Source organism: Rhodothermales bacterium (assembly GCA_039944855.1).
Taxonomy (GTDB): domain Bacteria; phylum Bacteroidota; class Rhodothermia; order Rhodothermales; family JANQRZ01; genus JBBSMX01.
Map to the genome: position 1 here is coordinate 127701 of JBDUXZ010000022.1, position 15128 is coordinate 142828.

Annotated in this window: 15 protein-coding genes; 13 read left to right on the forward strand and 2 right to left on the reverse strand. The window is 68.8% G+C overall.

The features are described 5' to 3' along the window. Positions 1 to 3: 3 nt before the first annotated feature. The 4 genes from ABJF88_12120 to ABJF88_12135 are packed head-to-tail and all read left to right on the forward strand — an operon-like array spanning position 4 to position 4996. Entirely contained in the window at positions 4 to 1053 is a 1050-nt protein-coding gene (locus tag ABJF88_12120; GenBank protein MEP0547671.1) for a sodium:calcium exchanger, read from the forward strand. A gap of 13 nt (positions 1054 to 1066) precedes the next feature. Beyond that, positions 1067 to 1867: a cation transporter gene (locus ABJF88_12125; protein MEP0547672.1), complete on the forward strand. Its 801-nt coding sequence runs from the start codon at positions 1067 to 1069 to the stop codon at positions 1865 to 1867. A gap of 19 nt (positions 1868 to 1886) precedes the next feature. Beyond that, positions 1887 to 2504 (forward strand): methyltransferase domain-containing protein, encoded by a 618-nt coding sequence (locus ABJF88_12130; protein MEP0547673.1) that lies wholly within the window; start codon positions 1887 to 1889, stop codon positions 2502 to 2504. A gap of 14 nt (positions 2505 to 2518) precedes the next feature. Then, positions 2519 to 4996 carry a heavy metal translocating P-type ATPase gene (locus ABJF88_12135; protein MEP0547674.1) on the forward strand — a complete coding sequence of 826 codons (2478 nt, stop codon included), beginning with the start codon at positions 2519 to 2521 and terminating at the stop codon, positions 4994 to 4996. A 22-nt stretch (positions 4997 to 5018) separates the two neighbouring features. On the opposite strand, the gene ABJF88_12140 is transcribed toward ABJF88_12135, so the two are convergent. After that, a complete protein-coding gene (locus tag ABJF88_12140; protein ID MEP0547675.1) occupies positions 5019 to 5633 on the reverse strand; it encodes a mercuric transporter MerT family protein in 615 nt (204 codons plus the stop codon). An 88-nt stretch (positions 5634 to 5721) separates the two neighbouring features. On the opposite strand from ABJF88_12140, the gene ABJF88_12145 reads away from it, so the two are divergent. The 3 genes from ABJF88_12145 to ABJF88_12155 are packed head-to-tail and all read left to right on the forward strand — an operon-like array spanning position 5722 to position 7870. Continuing rightward, positions 5722 to 6156: a metalloregulator ArsR/SmtB family transcription factor gene (locus ABJF88_12145; GenBank protein ID MEP0547676.1), complete on the forward strand. Its 435-nt coding sequence runs from the start codon at positions 5722 to 5724 to the stop codon at positions 6154 to 6156. Continuing rightward, complete coding sequence (locus tag ABJF88_12150) at positions 6149 to 6412, forward strand: GDCCVxC domain-containing (seleno)protein (GenBank protein MEP0547677.1); 264 nt, start codon at positions 6149 to 6151, stop codon at positions 6410 to 6412. The genes ABJF88_12145 and ABJF88_12150 overlap by 8 nt, the downstream gene beginning before the upstream one ends. Positions 6413 to 6448: 36 nt before the next feature. Then, a complete protein-coding gene (locus ABJF88_12155) occupies positions 6449 to 7870 on the forward strand; it encodes a mercuric reductase (protein ID MEP0547678.1) in 1422 nt (473 codons plus the stop codon). A 329-nt stretch (positions 7871 to 8199) separates the two neighbouring features. On the opposite strand, the gene ABJF88_12160 is transcribed toward ABJF88_12155, so the two are convergent. After that, complete coding sequence (locus tag ABJF88_12160; GenBank protein ID MEP0547679.1) at positions 8200 to 8814, reverse strand: AraC family transcriptional regulator; 615 nt, start codon at positions 8812 to 8814, stop codon at positions 8200 to 8202. Positions 8815 to 9073: 259 nt separating this feature from the next. Here ABJF88_12160 and ABJF88_12165 point away from each other — a divergent pair, with 259 nt between their 5' ends. The 6 genes from ABJF88_12165 to ABJF88_12190 all read left to right on the forward strand — a co-directional run bounded on the left by ABJF88_12165 (position 9074) and on the right by ABJF88_12190 (position 14952). After that, positions 9074 to 10267 carry a hypothetical protein gene (locus tag ABJF88_12165; GenBank protein ID MEP0547680.1) on the forward strand — a complete coding sequence of 398 codons (1194 nt, stop codon included), beginning with the start codon at positions 9074 to 9076 and terminating at the stop codon, positions 10265 to 10267. A gap of 606 nt (positions 10268 to 10873) precedes the next feature. Then, complete coding sequence (locus ABJF88_12170; protein MEP0547681.1) at positions 10874 to 11428, forward strand: hypothetical protein; 555 nt, start codon at positions 10874 to 10876, stop codon at positions 11426 to 11428. 411 nt (positions 11429 to 11839) lie between these two features. Next, positions 11840 to 12505, forward strand: coding sequence for a hypothetical protein (locus ABJF88_12175; GenBank protein ID MEP0547682.1), 666 nt, complete (start codon positions 11840 to 11842; stop codon positions 12503 to 12505). A gap of 361 nt (positions 12506 to 12866) precedes the next feature. After that, positions 12867 to 13940: a DUF932 domain-containing protein gene (locus ABJF88_12180; protein ID MEP0547683.1), complete on the forward strand. Its 1074-nt coding sequence runs from the start codon at positions 12867 to 12869 to the stop codon at positions 13938 to 13940. Positions 13941 to 14027: 87 nt separating this feature from the next. Beyond that, positions 14028 to 14288: a hypothetical protein gene (locus ABJF88_12185; protein MEP0547684.1), complete on the forward strand. Its 261-nt coding sequence runs from the start codon at positions 14028 to 14030 to the stop codon at positions 14286 to 14288. A gap of 115 nt (positions 14289 to 14403) precedes the next feature. Beyond that, a complete protein-coding gene (locus tag ABJF88_12190; GenBank protein ID MEP0547685.1) occupies positions 14404 to 14952 on the forward strand; it encodes a JAB domain-containing protein in 549 nt (182 codons plus the stop codon). Positions 14953 to 15128 lie beyond the last annotated feature (176 nt).

The window sequence follows — 15128 nt, forward strand, 5'->3', positions numbered from 1 at the left end:
CCTATGACGTACCTCCTCTGGGTACCCGTCCTCCTCGCCGCCGTCTGGGCCGCGCACTGGGGGGCCGAGCACCTCTCGGCTCCGCTGAGAAAGCTGCGCCAGAAGTGGGGGATCTCCGTGGCCGCCGGCGGCGCGCTCATCGGGCTGGCCGCGGCGAGCCCCGAGGTCGGCATCGCCACGTCGGCGGCGATGCGGGGCGTCTCCGACATCGGGCTTGGGAGCTCCGTCGGGTCGAACGTCATCGCCATCCCCATCATGGTGGTCACGGCCTACCTCGCCACGCGGAAGCGACGGCTGGGGGAGGACCAGGAGAACGACGGGAATAACGACGGCGGCGGCGAAGGGGGCGGCAGCGCGGAGCACGAGGGTCACGAGCGGCACCTTCGCGAGCACGCTCTCGTCGTGGACCGCCAGGCGGTCACGGTGCAGGCACTGCCGTACCTCGGCCTCGTCGCCCTCTTCGCTGCGCTGACGCTGCCTGCCCCATGGCGCGGCCTCCAGCCCCTCGACGCGGCGCTCTTGGGGGCGGGCTACCTCGCCTACGCCGCGCAGGCGCTCCTTCGGGGGCGCGGCGAGGGCGAGGACGTGGACTGGCCCAAGAAGGAGGTCGCCCTCGCCGTCGGTGGCGTGGCGGCACTCGTGGCCGGGGCCTATTTCACCGTCCTCGCAACCGAGAACATCGTCTCCGGGCTCGGCATCGAGGCCGTCGTGGGTGGCCTCTTCATCACGGCCCCGATGGCGGCGCTCCCGGAGGTGTTCGCCACGTGGAGCGTGACGCGGAGCGGGCAGGTGACGCCGGCGGTGACGAGCGTGATCGGCGACCACGCCGTGACGCTCACGCTCTCGTTCGTGCCGCTGGCGCTGGCGACGCTCCCGGCCGAGAACTTCCGGCTCTTCGCGATCAACCTCGTCGGCGTCGCGCTCGTGGCGGTGCTCTACGCGGCCTTCGTGTGGGTGGGCGGGCGCGAGAAGGGCTTCCAGCGGTGGCAGGTGGTAACGCTCGCCGTCGTCGCCCCGCTGTGGGTCGTCGCCGTCATCTTCTGGGGACTCTAGCCGAAGCAGACCTATGCACCAGACCACCTACCACGTCGAGAAGATGGACTGCGCCGCCGAGGAGCACCTCGTGCGGATGCGCCTCGAAGACATGGACGGCGTCCGCCGCCTCGCCTTCGACCTCCCGGCCCGACGGCTCGACGTCGTTCACGCCGGCGACGTGGCACCCGTCACGGCAGCGCTAGACGAGCTCGGCCTCGGGGCCAGGCACGTCACGACGGAAGCGTTGGATGGCGCTCTCTCCGACGCTGACGCTGACGACACTGGGGAACGGAGGCCGCTCCTTCTCGCCCTCGTCATCAACGCCGCCTTCTTCGTCGGCGAACTCACGGCCGGGCTCCTCGCCGGGTCGATGGGCCTCGTGGCCGACTCGCTCGACATGCTCGCCGACGCGCTCGTCTACGCGCTCAGCCTCGCAGCCGTCGGCGGGACCGTGCTCCGTAAGAAGCAGCTCGCGCGGACGAGCGGGTACCTCCAGCTTGGCCTCGCCGTCTTCGGCTTGGTCGAGGTGGCGCGGCGCTTCGTGACGGGCGAAGGCGCACCAGACGTGACGACCATGCTCGTCGTGGCCGCGCTCGCCCTCGCCGGGAACGTGGCGACGCTCGTGATCCTGAGTAAGGCGAAGCGAGGAGAGGCCCACATCGAGGCCTCCTGGATCTTCACCTCGAACGACATCAAGGTGAACGGTCTGGTGATCGCCTCCGCCCTCGTCGTCTGGGCGACGGCCTCGGCCATCCCGGACCTGCTCGCTGGCGGTTTCATCTTCCTCATCGTCGCAAATGGCGCGCGGCAGATCCTCGCGCTGTCGAGGTGAACAGGTCCCGGAGGCTGCCGTGAACCCGAACACCAACACTTGGAATCGTATCGGCTACGGGCTCTACGCGCCGTTCTACGATGTCGTGGCCCGCAGGCTCGACCGCGGACGCCGCCGCTCCATCGAAGCGCTCGGCCTCCAGACGGGCGAGCGCGTCCTCATCCCCGGCTGCGGAACCGGCCTCGACTTCGAATCCCTCCCGCCCGGCCTCCGCGTGGTCGCGGGAGACCTCTCGCCGGTGATGGTGCGGAAGGCGCAGGCCCGCGCCGACGCGCTCGGCCTCGACGCCGACGTCCGCGTGATGGATGCCCATGCCCTCGACCTCTCCGACGGCTCGTTCGACACGGCGCTGCTCCACCTCGTCCTCGCCGTCGTGCCCGACCCCGAAGCGGCGATCCGGGAGGTCGCCCGCGTGCTCCGCCCCGGCGGGCGCGTCGGCGTCTTCGACAAGTTCCTCGCCGACGCGGCCGAGCCGTCGCTCATCCGGCGGGCTGCGAGTGCCGTCGCCAACGTCATCGCCACCGACCTCAACGGTCGCCTCGGTCCCCTGCTCGACGCGAGTGGACTCGTGCTGGAGCGCGAGGAGCCGATTCTCTTCGGCACCCTCTTCGCTCTCGTCGCCGTCTACTCCGGCTGAACCGACCTCTCCCCATGCCCGAATCCATTCGCCTTGAACTCCCCGTTCTCCTCCCGGACGTCCCCGACGCCCGCGACGCCTGCGTCGCTCGGCTCACTGACGACCTCGCGGCCACCGAAGGCGTGGACCGCGCTCACGTCGTACCGGCCGCGAACGGCGAGCCGGCCCAGGTCTGCATCCACTACGACCCGGACCGGCTCGCCCTCCCGCGCATCCGGCGCATCGCCGAGCGCGCCGGAGCCCGCATCACGGGGCGCTACGGCCACGTGCTATGGGGGGCCGACGGGCTTCTCCACCAGCGCCGCGCACGCACCGTGACGGAGCGGCTGAAGCAGCAGCCGGGCGTCGTCGAGGCCGAGGCCAACGCGACCGGCCCGATCCGCATCGAGTTCGACCGCGAGGCTACGGACGAGACGGCACTCCGACGGGCGCTCGCCGACCTCGGTGTGACGGTCCCGACTCCGGTTCCTGCCGAGCAGGTCCCGCTGGCGAGCCACGCCGGGCACGATCACGCGCCGGGGGCACACGGCCACGCCCACGGCGGCATCTTCGGCGAGCGGACCGAGCTCATCTTCGCCGTGTTGAGCGGCGTCTGTGTCGGACTCGGCTGGGTGCTGGAGGCATTCACCGACGTCACCGAGTGGGTGCCGCTCGCGCTCTTCATCGGGGCCTACTTCTTCGGCGGGTGGTTCACCGTGCGCGAGGCGTGGGACTCCGTTCGCGCGGGTCGCTTCGAGATCGACTTCCTCATGCTCGTGGCCGCGGCCGGGGCCGCCGCCCTCGGCGAGTGGTTCGAGGGTGCGCTGCTGCTGTTCCTCTTCTCGATTGGTCACGCGCTCGAGGGCTACGCGATGGGCCGCGCCCGTAAGGCCATCGAGGCCCTCGCCGAGCTCGCCCCCGATACGGCGACGGTCCGGCGAGACGGAGGGCCGAGGATCGGCCCCACCGAGCAGGAAGTACCCGTCGAGGAGCTCGTCGTCGGCGACACCGTGGTCGTCAAGACGAACGAGCGCCTCCCCGCCGACGGGTTCGTCGTCAAAGGCACGAGCGCTGTCAACCAGGCCCCTGTCACCGGCGAGAGCGTGCCCGTCGACAAGCGGCCCGTGGACGACGCCGAGGCCGCCCTCGCCGATCCGCATGGGCTCGACGCCGACCACCGCGTCTTCGCCGGCACCATCAACGGGAGCGGGGCGCTGGAGGTCGTCGTGACGAAGACGGCGAACGAGTCCACGCTCGCCCGCGTGGTGCAGATGGTGACGGAGGCGGAGACGGAGCGCTCGCCGACGCAGCGGTTCACCGACCGCTTCGAGCGCGTGTTCGTACCTGCCGTGCTCGCCCTCGTATTCCTGCTCCTCTTCGCGTGGGTGGTCGTGGACGAGACGTTCGCGCAGTCGTTTTACCGGGCGATGGCGGTGCTCGTGGCCGCCAGCCCCTGCGCGCTCGCGATTGCGACGCCGAGCGCCGTGCTCTCGGGCGTCGCCCGGGCCGGACGCGGCGGCGTGCTCGTCAAAGGCGGCGGGCCGCTCGAGAACCTCGGGCAGCTCTCGGCCATCGCCTTCGACAAGACCGGAACGCTCACCGAGGGCGAGCCCCGCGTGACGGACGTGGTGCCCGCCGAGGGCGCAACGCAGGACGAGCTGCTCACGACCGCCGTGGCCGTCGAGCGCCTGAGTGACCACCCCCTCGCGAAGGCCGTCGTCCGCCACGGCGAGGCCGAGGGTGTGACCTCGGCCGAGGCGACGGGTCTCCAGAGCATCACCGGGCGCGGCATCCGCGCCGACCTCGCCGGCGAGCCCGTCTACATCGGTAAGGACGATCTCTTCGCTGAAGTCGAGGGAGTACCCCTCCCCGAGGCGGTACGCCAGACGGTCGAGCGCCTGGAGACCGAGGGGCGAACGACGATGATCGTCCGACGTGGCGAGCGCTACCTCGGCGTCGTCGGACTGATGGACACGCCGCGCGAGGCCGCGAAGGAGACGATCGCTCGGCTCCGCGAGATCGGGATCGAGCGGATGGTGATGATCTCGGGCGACAACCAGCGCGTGGCCGAGGCCGTCGCGAAGGCCGTCGGGCTCGACGAGGCACGCGGCGACCTCATGCCCGAGGACAAAGTCGAGACGATCAAGCGCCTCAGCCGCGAGGCGAAGGTGGCGATGGTTGGCGACGGTGTCAACGACGCCCCCGCGATGGCGAACGCGACGGTGGGCATCGCGATGGGCGCGGCCGGCAGCGACGTGGCGCTGGAGACGGCCGACGTGGCGCTCATGGCCGACGACCTGCGGCACCTCCCCTTCGCCGTGGGCCTCAGCCGGAAAACGCGGGGGATCATCCGGCAGAACCTCTGGATGAGCCTCGGGATGGTGGCATTCCTCGTCCCCGCGACGATCTTCGGGCTGGGGATCGGCCCGGCCGTGGCGCTCCACGAGGGGAGCACGCTCGTCGTCGTCTTCAACGCGCTCCGACTCCTCGCCTACCGCGCACCGGGCACCTGAAGCCGACGGCCATCCTCTGTGCCTACCGCGCTGCTACGTCTGCCTCGTACCCCAGGGTCTCTATCGCTTCGACCAGTGCCTCCGGCGTCGTGCGTACGTCGTCGTAGCGGATGCGAGCTTCCGGGGGCGTCATCCCGACGCTCGCCGCGAGTACCCCCTCCGTCCTGGCGAGCGTCGCCTCGACCCCGCGCGCGCACGCATCGCAGGTCATCCCCTCGATGCGGACGACGACCTCGCGCTCGGCCTCGACCGAGACCGGCTGGACGACAGCTTCGGCTGAGGTCGGGGTCTCCCTCGACAGGAGCGCGGGTGCCGCGACGAGCGCTGCGACGGCGACCGTAGCCCCCGCCAGGAGCACCCACCGCGTCCGGTGACGGGGCGCGTCGTCGCAGGCGCAGTCCGGCCCTTCGCTTGCTACGGCTTCAGGCGTAGCCCGTGCGCTTCTCCAGAAGGCCACCCCGAGCGCTCCCACGGCGAGAGCTACGAAGAGCGGTCGGTAGGGCTCCAGCACGGCCAGCGACGAGGCGAACGCCCCGCCCACGCCGACGGTGGCCAGGGCCAGCGGTAGCGTGCAGCACGCCGAGGCCGCAAGCGCGGCCCCGAGGGCCGCGAGGAGGGGGAGGCGAGACGGGTTCATGGCAACACGCTCTCTTCGTTGGGGGGAACCGGCATCGGTGCTGTTGGTTAACAAGATCGTTATATAACCATTTTGTAGGCTGGTTCCCATGTCTTCCCCCCCCGATGCTCGCCGCGCCGTCACGGACCGCACCTGCGTCCGTCCAGAGACGGGCGATCGACGCGCCCCCTCGCTCTCGGAGCTCCAGCGCGAGGCTCACGCTAACGACCACCTCGTCGCCCTCGCCGCCTACTTCTCGGCCGCGAGCAACGAGACCCGCCTCCGCATGCTCTTCGTGCTCTGGCGCGCGGGCGAGCTGTGCGTGTGCGACCTCGCGGACCTCTTCGAGATCACGCAGCCGGCCGTCTCGCGCCACCTTAAAATCCTGCGGGAGAAGGCCCTTGTCGAGGCCCGCCGCGATGCGCAGACCATCTACTACTCCGTCTGCACCGACAACCCCTTCGCTCGCTCGCTCGTCCGGCTCTTCGAGGAGCAGGCGGCCGACGGCGTGACCCTCACCCTTCCCCCCGCTCCCGATGCCTGAAGCTCCGCCCGAGACCCTCTCGATCTCCACGATCACGTGCCCGTCGTGCGGGGCGCGCACCGCGGCCGAGATGCCGACCGGGGCGTGCCAGTTCTTCTGGCCGTGCCCGTCGTGTGGGACCCTCCTGCGTCCTGAGAAGGGGGACTGCTGCGTGTTCTGCTCCTACGGCGACGTGCCGTGCCCGCCCGTCCAGTCCGAGCAGGCAGGAGGCGATTCGCAGGCGGGAGGCGAGACGGCGTCCTGTTGTGCCCCATAGCATAGCTCACCCTCACCCTCACCCTACGCCCCTCTCATGTCCGACGTTCACTGCGACCTCGCCGTCCTCGGGGGCGGCATGGCCGGACTCCCTATCGCGAACAAGGCCGCCTACAAGGGGCTCCGCACCGTCCTCGTCGAGCGCGAGCTCCTCGGAGGCACGTGCCTCAACCGGGGTTGCATCCCGACCAAGACCCTGATCGAATCGGCGCGGGCGGCGCACGTCGCACGAACGGCCGGGCGGCTCGGCGTCGAGGTCACGGGCGAGGTCCGGGTGGACCTCGCAGCCGTCGTCCGCCGCAAGGACGAGGTCGTCCGTTCCATCCGAGAGCGCGCCTACGCTCAGGTCGAGACGAACGAGCACCTCTCGCTCGTCGAAGCCGAGGCCCGGTTCCTGGAGCCCGGTGTGCTCCAGGCCGGCGACACCACGATCCGGGCCGAGCGCGTCGTCGTCAACACCGGCGCACGGCCGACGCTCCCGCCCATCGAGGGGCTGGAGTCCGTCCCCTACCACACGAGCCGGACGCTCCTCGACGTGACCGAACTCCCCGAGCGCCTCCTCGTGGTGGGCGGTGGCTACGCCGGGTGCGAGTTCGCGCAGACGTTAGCGCGGTTCGGGAGCCGCGTCACGGTGCTCCAGCGAGGCACGCACCTCCTCCCCTCCGACGACCCCGACGCGGGGGATGTCATTGCGGAGGTGTTCCGCGATGAGGGGATCGAGGTCGTCCTCGACGCCGAGGCCGTGCGGGTCGAGGAACGGGGCGGTGCGATCCGGCTCACAGCACGCGTAGGAAACGCCGAGCGCACGTTCGCGGGCGACGCGCTCCTCATCGCGGCGGGTCGCACGCCGAACACGGACGCCCTGAACCTCGAAGCCGCCAGGGTCGAAGTAGACGAGCGGGGGTTCGTCGTCGTGGACGAGGCCTACCGAACGAGCGCGGAAGACGTCTGGGCCATCGGGGATGTCGTAGGCGGGCCGATGTACACCCACAGCGCTCGCGATGATGCCGACCGTCTCTACCGCCGCATCGTCAAAGGCGAGACCGACGACTCGGAGGCCGACGACGCCACGACGAGCACCGGGCGTCACGTGCCCCACGCCGTATTCACCGATCCTGAGGTGGCGGCCGTCGGGATGACGGAAGCAGAAGCGCGCGGGGCGGGGTACGAACTCAAGGTTGGGACGCACCCGTTCAGCCGCGTGGCCCGCGCTAAAGCGATGGGCCAGACGGCCGGGTTCGTGCGGCTCGTTGCCGACGCCGAGACCGACCGCCTCCTCGGCGCGACCATCGTCGGGCCGCACGCGGGCGAACTCATCCACGAGCTCGTCGTGGCGCTCGACCTCGGGGCGACCTACGACCGAGTCGGGCGCAGCCTCCACGTCCACCCCACCCTGTCGGAAGGCGTGAACTCCGCAGCGGGTGGTGTCCACCGCCCGGCCGGGGACGAGCAGGAATGATCCTCAATCGAGACCGGACGTAGGCACGTCATCTACGCCTCGCCCCGATCTACGACCTTGCCCTGGGGGGCTACCGCCTCTCCGGCGTCAGTAGCCACCGCAGGCAGGCGGTTGAGCCCCCCCGTCCCCAGCCCGGTGCCACCGTCGTGCGTATGACGATCTTCGAGCTGGTCGTCTTCAATGCGCTTGGCCTCCTCGCCAACAACGGCTGCACAGGTACGGAGACCCCGATAGCGCGGTGATCCTGAACCGGGACTATGTGAGGACCGCACGCAGCGTATCAACTCTCAGCTCGTTTCCTGCACAGGGCGAGAACGAAGGCACGGTGCTCAGGCGTGCCCCCTGCGTCGGTACCGGCTCGGCGTCATCCCGACGTGCTTCTGGAACACCTCGGCGAAGTGGCTCGCACTCTGGTACCCACACCGGCGCGCGGCCTCCTCAATCTTCAGGTCCGTGCTTCGCAGCAATCGTCCGGCCTCCTCGACTCGGCACTTCGTGACGTACTGCTTCGGCGTCAGCCCGAGCGAGCGCTTGAACTCCCGCGCGAAGTGGAACTCGCTCATCCCAGCCTGCTCGGCCATCTGGGCTACGGTGATGCGACGGCTGGGGTCAGTCCGGACGAAGTCGACGACCTTCTGGAGCCGGTAAACGGGGATGCCGCCCCGCCACTCCGCCTCACCGAGGTCACCGTCCACCTCGCCCTCGATCTTGGCTGCCAGTTCGGCGGCGGACTGCGCCTTTAGAATCTCCTCCCCACCGAGCCGGTAGCCGAGGAAGTACGGCTCGCCATTGAACTGGACGCGGAGACACACCCAAGGCGCAGAGCCGTCGTCGGGCTGACGGTGGCCCGCCTCCTCCTCGGAAACCGCGACGGCCTCGTCTACAGCTTCACGCTCGGCCTCTCTCCAGTCGCCACCGAAGTGGACGTAGTCGTCGGTTTTCATAGCAGGACCTCCGTAGCAGGTCAGGAGGACGAGCGCACACAACAGCACGCTCATAGCGACGGAGCCGGAACTCCGGACGCTATATGTGTGACGGCGCTAACCTGACGGTCGTTCCTTCAGGGCAGGGCACTAATCGGTCTTTGCAACGCAGGAGTCCTGTAACACGGGAGGTCGGGGCGCTCCTGACGGAGCGACGAGCGCCCCGACCTCGCGGCGGAGGCACTCGTCTGGTATCCCCATCCACGAACGCCTTTCCGTCATGACCGTCCAATTGCCACCACCGTGTCTCACGCTCGAAGCCATCGCGGAGGAGCTCGACCGCCCGCCCCTCCCGGAGAACCCCTTCCCCACCTGCATCACGGCGCGCAACTCGGCCACCATCGAGCGGTTCGGCGAGTGGGCAGAAGCGCAACGGTCAAAGGTCGAAGCTGACCTCGAACGGCTGCGAGACCGCGATGTGGTCCCCGAGGCGTGGGAGCTGAGCGCGCTCGCTACGGCCGTACGCCAGTGGCACGTCTTCGCCGCGTTCCACCGGCTCCACGAAGAGCATTGGTGCCCCGCCCTGCTCTTCCGCCTCGCCACGAAGACCGATCTTCTTGTGCTCTGCGATGCCGCCTCGAACTCGTCGTCAGCAGGATTCGGCGAGCGGCAGAAGAAGGTGCTCGCGAAGCGTGGCATCAGCGACCGTCTCAGCTGGGCTGCGGCACGTCGACTGGTGGCGGCAATGGGGCTGCTGGAAGCCGAAGTGCCTGACGCTGAGGGGGGCGAGTCGGTAGAGGTTGTCGGAACCTCTCCCACCGGAGTTGCCTCGGGTGACGGAACTACCAACACCGAAGCGGCCCCGGTAATTGCCAGAGTCCCTGATGGGGAGGTGCCCGATGAGGAATGTCCTGCCGTGGAGGAATGTCCTGCCGTGAAAGTCGCCCCTGCAGAGGATGCTTCGAACGGAGATGTTCTTCCCGAGGAAAGGCCGGACAGGACGCTCCCCGAACTCCGCCTGAACCGTGTTTGGTCGGTCCTCCCCACCTACACGAAGAAACAGCTCGAAGGCGTCTACCAGAAGTTTGGCGTCGGGCTGTGGAGTCAGTTCGGTGACCGGTTCTACTCCTCGATGCGGAAGCCGGAGATGCTCACCTTCGTCCAGCGCGTCGTCCGGCACCACGCCTGCCTCGACGCGGCCGAGCGGCTCACGGAGAGTCAGCTCGACGCGCTCCACGACTGGATGCGTATCAACCTCGCGGAACAGTACCACCGGGATGAAGACCTCCGCATCGCCGCTCGGCTGTTCGGTGACTTCCAGGCCGCCGCGGCGCTCAGCCGCGATGGGGACGGGCTCTCGCCGGAGGCCTGGAACCAGTACCGCAAAGCCGACCTCCGGCGAATCGCGGCGCTCTGTTACCACCGCTTCTACGAAGCCGAAATGGTAATAGGGCGTCGGGGCGAGGCGGCGTAGCGACGAGTCTCCATGCGGCTCCGGCCCGCTCCGGCTTCGACCGAGTGGTGCCGGTGCATGGTGAGAGGAGGAGCGCTGCCTCGAAGTAGCGCTCCGTAGGAGATGATTCCAGCGGCCCGGCGCGTGCTTCGGCACGGGGGCAGGAGGTGAGAGTCCTGTTCCGGCGCTGGAATCGTCTCGTTTCGAAAAGGACAGGGCAGTGCGGCTACCCCGGCCTCACAACGGGGACCCTTCGGGAGGAGGTCCCTCGGGTCCATCCCACGTATAGGGGGCTTTGCCAGCGGAAGAGGAAAGGTAGGCGACGGGCGGACAGCGTCAAGGTCGTTCGGCCCCGTGCTCGCGCTGCGCCGCGAGAAGGCTTACACACTTAAACACCCCGCACGCGCTCCGCGCTCGCTTCTCGCGCCGGTCGCTCCGCGCGGGGGCGCTCCACCTTGACCCAACCGGACCTTGGGACCCGGCCGAGCTATCGCTCGCCGAGCTATCGCTCGGGGTGCCTCGGTCCTGTCCGCCCTTACGCCTGCCGGCATGGTGGCCGCTGGCCGACGCGCAGACTGCGTCGCTAGAGGCTCTCTCATTCCTCTTACCAGCCTCTTGGAGGTCGCCATGCATACCGATCACACGCAGAACCGTCCTGGTTCTCTCCACTCGGCCTATCGTACCGTCATCGAGCAGGGTCGCCGTTGGTTCCGCTTCGCGCACGCGCTCGACGCTGAGCTCCGGGCCGGAGGCTCGCGCCTCTGGGTCAAGCCGAAGCTCCACGCGCAGTACGGGCTCCGCCAGACGCAGGCGCTCCGGGCGCGCTCGTTCGTCCTCACCACCCGGCTCGACGGTGGCAGTGAGGCGACGCTCCTGAGCCTCCTGGAAACCGGCTTCCGACCGTCCGACGAGCTGGAGGTTCGGCGCACGAAGCGGGGTGCTGTCTCGCTCTCGACCCGCACCGGGCGCGAGCTGGGCACGCTGAACCGACCGGCCGCGTCGTGGATCTGCCCACTCTTCGAAGCCGGGTACCCGCCGAAGTTCTACCTCCGCGAAGTGGCCGTACACGACGGGGCGCTGAAGGCCTACGTCGTCGTGGCGCACTTCCACGAGGGCGTCGAGGCGTACCTGAGGACGCACGCTGCTTGGGACGACCGGCAGCAGATCGCCGCGACGGTCTGAGCACCGAGGCGCGACGGCAGCCGTCCCGGATTCGTCTGGGGCGGCTGCCCTTTTTTGCTTCAGCCGGGAGTGAAATGAGATAAGCGGGAGCAGCACGATCAAGGGCTGCACTATTCCCCTACCCGCCATCGGTTACCCGATTGGGGGGCTGCGAGAGGTCCGGCAAATTACGCGACGGCTCGACGTCGGCAAGGTCGTCCGGCTTCGCTTCGGCTGCGCCGGCTCCACCTTGCCTTGCCGCCGCCCTCTGGCCGCATCCGCGGCAACCCGCGTCCACGGCCTACGGCGGCTGGTCTCGCCTTACGCGACTGCTTTCTGCCGGTCGCAGCCCGCTCTCACGGGCCAGCATCCGGTGGATGCACCCTGGGCTCGACCTCCTACTCCTCTCAACCAGTCGCACGGAGGTCCATCATGACTGCGCTTCACACCAACACACACCACGGCCGTCGCTCCACGTATTTCGAGCAGGCCCGCATGTGGTACCGCTACGCGAAGTATCTCAGAGGTCGTCCCTACAACGCCTACCTCAAGAAAGAAGCGGCGCTCGCGCACAGCTTCCGCCTTCGGGGGCGGTCCTTCGTCCTCCCCGCCACGCTGACGCTGACGACCGATTCTGAATCCGGTCTCCGGTGGCTGAAGCGCTGGAGCCTCACCGGGAGCTACCATTTCCTCGAACTCACCGCTCGGGTGATGCAGATCGATGACGACGATCCGACAGCCGACGAAGTGCATCTGTTCATCGAAGAGGCGGACCGCACCAGCTCGCGGAACCGGAAGGTTCTCGTGGGGCGGCTCCCGGAGGAAGATGCCTTCTGGCTCGTGCCTCTTCTCAGGCTCGAAGGCGACGCCTACGGCACCGGGCCCGTCATCCGCTTTTTCGTCGAGCGCTCGGCGATCCATACGGGTGCGCGGGGCCGCATCTCGGCTGAGTCCTCGGAGGTCTCCGTCGTCGTCGCGCACGCACACGAGGCCGCGCGGCAGTGGCTCGACTGGAAGGATGAGCGGCGGCAGCGGTTCGATGAACTCTACCGTAGCGTCTACTACGACGACCGCGCCTACGAAAGCGTAGAGGCATAGACGACGTCCGAGATACAGGCCGGGCCGCCCCGGAGCGTAGATGCATTCCGCATCGCTCCGCAGGGCCGCCCGGCCTTTTTCGTGCCGTCGTGCTGTGCTGAAACCTCAGCGCTGGGGTGCTGGCCCCGCGCGCTCCGACGGATCTGAGGACCTTCGGTCCATCCGACCGAGCGCTCTCCGCCGACAGCCGCTTCGCTTGGCCGCCGACTGTCGAGGGCCGCAGGGAACGGGGGGAGCAGGTGGTGCTCTCCACCAGCACGCCGCCCGGCGGTGCCTGCCCTTCAGGGCACCGCCGGGCGGCTTTACCGACGCTCAGGTGCGGTGTCTCGAACTCCTCCAACCCAACCACCAGAGGTTCACCATGCACGAAATATTCGGAGAACGATTCTACAGCCGTCAGAAAGCCGCTTGGCACCGCCTCGGCGAGACGTTCGACCTCGACGACGACGTGAGCGTCGTGGACGCCGTCGGGAAGACCGCCGTCGGGGTCGAGATCGACGCAGTCCCGCTGAAATACGTCTACGAGGGCGAGGCCCACGAGACGGAGCAGCGCGCCATCATCCGCAAGCCGACGCCAGACGACCCCGAGCCGCGCGTGTTCGGCTTCGCCTCGGAGAACTGGCACGTCGCGCAGTACCTCGACTACGCGAAGGCCCTCGACCCGCTCTCGGAGACGTTCCCCGTCGAGACCTGCGGGGTCCTTCGGGACGGGGAGACGCTCTTCCTCGCCCTTCGCGGTGACTCGTTTGCGGTGCAGAGCGTGGACGAGATCGAGAACTACTTCGTCTGCGTGCTCAGCCAGGTGCCGGGCAAAGGCCACCGCATCCTGTTCACGCCCCGCCGCGTCGTCTGCCAGAATACCCTCTCGCTCGGCATCCGCCAGGCCACGATCAACCTCCGCATCCCGCACACCGGCGACCCCACGCAGATGGTGGCCTTTGCCGCACAGCTCGTGACCGAGATGACGCGGGCGACGGAGAAGGTCGAGGCCTACTTCGAGGCGATGGCGAAGGTGAAGGTGGGCGAGGAAGGGCTCGACAAGTTGCTGAGGGCCGCGTTCCCCGAGCCGCCGGTCCCGGCGAAGGTGCGGCTGTGGCAGAACCTCTCGCCGCAGCAGATCGCGGTGATGAAGGAGTCGAGGCTGAACTCGGCGATCCTCGACGCGGAGAGGGCGATGGAGTCGTGGGTCGTGGCCTCGGACCGGGTGCTGAAGATCCGCGACGGCGCGCGCGTGCTCTACCAGACCTTCAACGACGAGCACCCGCAGTTCGCCGGGTCGGTCTGGGCCGCTTACAACGCCTGCACCGAGACGAGCGACTGGCGGAAGGGGCGGGGGAACGTGGCCGAGTCGGTGCTCTTCGGACCGAGGGCGCAGGAGAAGGTCCGCGCTTTCAAGGCCGCGCTCGAGTTGACGACGGGCGTGAGCATGAACTGAAGGGGGTCAGGTGAGGGACCAGGGGCCGCACCGGCGGGCAGGCGAAGCCGGTGCGGCCCCTCCCCTCTCCACTCGACCATGCGACCGATGAAAGCGACCCCGAAGAACCTCCTCGTGCTCACTCGCATCGAGCGTCGGATGCTGGAGGGGGGCGAGCGCTACGCAGGCCAACCCGCCCTGCTGAGCCGCGACCTGCGGCGGGGCGAGCGCTACCACGCGGATCGCCTCGTGCGGCTCGGCTTCCTGAAGAAGACGAGGTCGACGGCTCCCTGGCATGGGTCCCCATCCGCCGCGCTCTACTGGTGCGATGAGTCGTGCCGCAGGAATACGATTGGAACGGTCCCCTGACCGGGACGGCGGTGGGTTGACTCGTATCGGGCCTTCCCCTGTCCGTGCGGGTCCACAGCGCGGCGTGAGGACCCGCACGGACGCGGGCCGGAAGCCAGCCCACGGGAGGTGGATCATGCAGCATAATCTGTTCGACGTCGTAGAGGGCCAAGCAGAGAGCCGCGGTGCCTACGCGGAGCCGAGGCCGGCGTATGAGGGGTCGCCCTACGAGAGTGCCCTGTTCTCGGGCGTTCCGCTCTACACGACCCGGCTCGTCCGGGAGCACACGTTCTCGTTCCCCGAGCGGACGCAGGTGTGCTCGCCCGAGGCCGTAGCCGCCGTGCTCCGGTCGTACTTCGAGAGCCGGGACCGCGAGGAGTTCGTCGTCTGCCTGCTCGACACGGCGAACACCCTCATCGGCCTGCACGTCGCATCCGTCGGTGGGTTGGCCGCGAGCATCGTCGAGCCTCGGCAGGTGTTCAAGGCGGCCGTGCTCGCGAATGCCGCCGCGCTCATCGTCGCGCACAACCACCCCTCTGGCAACCCCGAGCCGAGCCGCGACGACGTGAAGGTGACGAAGCAACTCGTCGAGGCGGGAAAAGTCATGGGCATCCCGATCCACGATCACCTCATCCTCACCGACCCCGGCCACACGAGCCTAGCCGAGCGCGGGTTGCTCTCGTAGTCCAGGGATCGGTACAGTGAAGCCGACTCGGGAAAAGCGCAGGATCGCTGCACGAACAGCAGGGTTGCGGCAGAAGCGGACTGGCTCTTACTGAGGCGATGCGCTATCGTCTGGAAAGCGTAGCGGTCTGAGAGGGAGGTAGCAAGCAATGATGTCGCATGGCGAAAACCCTCCGG